This is a genomic window from Aminobacter sp. P4_H6_2 (assembly GCF_056400805.1).
This window is the reverse complement of sequence record NZ_JBFUKO010000766.1, coordinates 1-2,298: the sequence shown is the minus strand read 5'-3', so window position 1 is coordinate 2,298 and position 2,298 is coordinate 1. Positions and strand designations below refer to the sequence as shown.

General features: G+C 55.7%; 3 protein-coding genes. 1 reads left to right on the top strand and 2 read right to left on the bottom strand.

Features of this window, described 5'->3' with window-relative positions; translation table 11 throughout:
• Positions 1 to 13 precede the first annotated feature (13 nt).
• Positions 14 to 772 carry a helix-turn-helix domain-containing protein gene (locus AC1DUU_RS29825; protein ID WP_476786927.1) on the top strand — a complete coding sequence of 253 codons (759 nt, stop codon included), beginning with the start codon at positions 14 to 16 and terminating at the stop codon, positions 770 to 772.
• Between the two features lie 35 nt (positions 773 to 807).
• Here AC1DUU_RS29825 and AC1DUU_RS29820 read toward each other — a convergent pair whose 3' ends face one another.
• Positions 808 to 1,842 (bottom strand): NAD(P)-dependent oxidoreductase, encoded by a 1,035-nt coding sequence (locus AC1DUU_RS29820; protein ID WP_476786926.1) that lies wholly within the window; start codon positions 1,840 to 1,842, stop codon positions 808 to 810.
• A 28-nt stretch (positions 1,843 to 1,870) separates the two neighbouring features.
• A partial coding sequence (locus AC1DUU_RS29815; RefSeq protein ID WP_476786925.1) for an NAD-binding protein occupies positions 1,871 to 2,298 on the bottom strand: 428 nt, incomplete at its 5' end.

Below are 2,298 nucleotides of genomic sequence, written 5' to 3'. Positions count from 1 at the left end.
GAGTTTACGTGCACTGACAACCGAGACTGACGAAAATTATCTGGCCGAGCTGGTCAAGATGTCAATCTACGATGAGCTCGCGATTGTTCTGCCCGCTTATGGCGGTGTCACCATCGCATTTTGCTGTGAGCGGCACCGAGTTCGTTTCGAACCGCGCGACTTTGAAATCGCCAATGCACTGCTCCCAAGTCTGGAGGCACTGCACAAGCTTCACATGGATCGCTTGTTCTTTGCAGCCAGAACAATCAACAGTAAAACGATCGACGAGAATTTCAGCAACGCCCTCATGGTGCTCGACCGGCGCGGCGAAATAGCTTATGCCAACGAGGCTTGGTCCATAAATCCCAAAGTGGCCACGGTACTTCCCCAAATTCTCAAGCAGATCGCTAATGCCGGTCCCGCTTTCTTGCAACTGGACAGCCAGCAAGTCGTGCATTGGGATCAGTTGCCCGACGATTTTTCCTTGGCGCCCAGCGGACACCTCATCGTAGTGGAGCGGCGATCGCCAGAGCCGCTTTCAACATCAGGAGAGGCCGCCCTTGACGCTTTTTGTCGGCAGCAAGATCTGACGCCTAGAGAAGCAGAAATAGTCCGGCTTTCGTTCGTAGGCCTTCCGAATGCAGCAATTGCCAAGCAGCTCGGCGTCTCCGTGGGAACGGTCAAGAACCATCGTTGGCGATTATACTATAAACTAGACATTACAAGCGAAAGAGAGATGTTTCATTTGTTTCTTTCCACCCTTCTTTCTATGGATAGTTCCCCCAAAAGCTGAAGGGCGGTCTTTCAAGTTCGCTGAAAAACGCCTATTTACACCAGCTGTTGCGCGGCAGTTTGGCCGAGAAGAATTCGCTCAATGCCGTCAACCAACGAATCGGCCATAGCCGCGCGGGCCTCCAGCGTGGCACTGCCGATGTGAGGTAATGGGACCACGCTTGGTATCGCTAGATACCTGGCGTCCATTGCAGGTTCGTTTTGAAAAACGTCCAAGCCTGCACCAGCGATATGGCCGGACAGTAAAGCCTCAATAAGCGCATCGTCATCGACCAGTTCACCCCGAGCAACATTCAACACCAAAGCGCCCGGTTTAAGCCAGGAGATGCGGCTAGCATCCAGATATTTGCGGGTATGCGGAGTGCAGGCTGCCGACAGGAGCAGCACGTCACAAGCTGCAAGGAACTCCCTGTCATCGGCGACGAAACGCGCGCCTCCCTCGAGATCTCGAGGAAGAGGCGCTCGGTTTTTGTACGCGACGTTCATGCCGAACGCCTGTGCGCGCGTCGAGACCTCGCGGCCGATACTTCCCATCCCATAGATGCCGAGCACTTGGCCCCTGAGTTCCCTCCCCAGAAGCAAGGTCGGCGACCAGCCCATCCACTGGCCGGTTCGCACCAGATCGACGCCTTCTAGGAGACGGCGCGTCATAGTCAGCAAGAGCGCAAGGGCTAAATCGGCAACAGAGTCTGCGAGAACGTTAAATGTCTTGATGACGGACACGCCGCGCTCGCGCGCGGCATCGATATCGACATGCTCGTGGCCTGCCGAGTAAAGGGCGATAATTTGGACGGTGTTGGGTAGAGCCTGGAAAAACTCTCTATCCAACCGATACTTGACGGTGGTGACGACTACCCTAGTGCCGTCAGCCGCCCTGAGCACGCCCCCAAGAGTCTGGTCCGAAGGTTGCAGAATTTTCAGGTTCGGGAAGGTGTTCTGGAACGCGCGAACAGCCTCTGCGGAGAGTTCCTCCGTTAGAAGGATCGGAAAGGCGTCCATTTTCGAGGACACTAGCGCCTCGTCCAGCATCGCCACTCGCGCCATAGGCTCGCTGCGTTCCAGATCAGTCATTGGATCGGCTCCTGTGCGACCTGAATAATCACGCGTTTTGAGACGCTCTCGGCGTCACGCGGATTTCCTCACCAAGCAGCTTTTCCAATCCTCGCACCACGGCCGTGCTGTCCTGGTCCCCAAACCCGAATGAACGACTGAGCTGAAAGACCTCTGTGGCGGCGTTGGCGATATTGAGTGGAAGGCTGGTCATCTCGCGGGCCATCTTCACCGCTTGGCTCATGTCCTTGTAAGCAATGTCGAGTCTGGCCTCGGCTTCAAACTGGCCAGCAAACACCTTGGGCACCATCCACTGGATAATGGGACTGTTGGAGTGCGAATTGGTGAGCATATGGAAGAAGGTCTGTGGGTCCAATTTCAACGCCTGCGCCAGCGCGAGCCCTTCAGCTACAGCTGCGACTTCGACAAATCCGATCATGTTCTGGACTAACTTGGCCGCGTGGCCCGCGCCAATTT

What these genes read in the sequence shown, in the direction of transcription:
- AC1DUU_RS29820 (WP_476786926.1), bottom strand. Translation starts at nt 1,842, where the DNA reads ATGACTGATCTGGAACGCAGCGAGCCTATGGCGCGAGTGGCGATGCTG.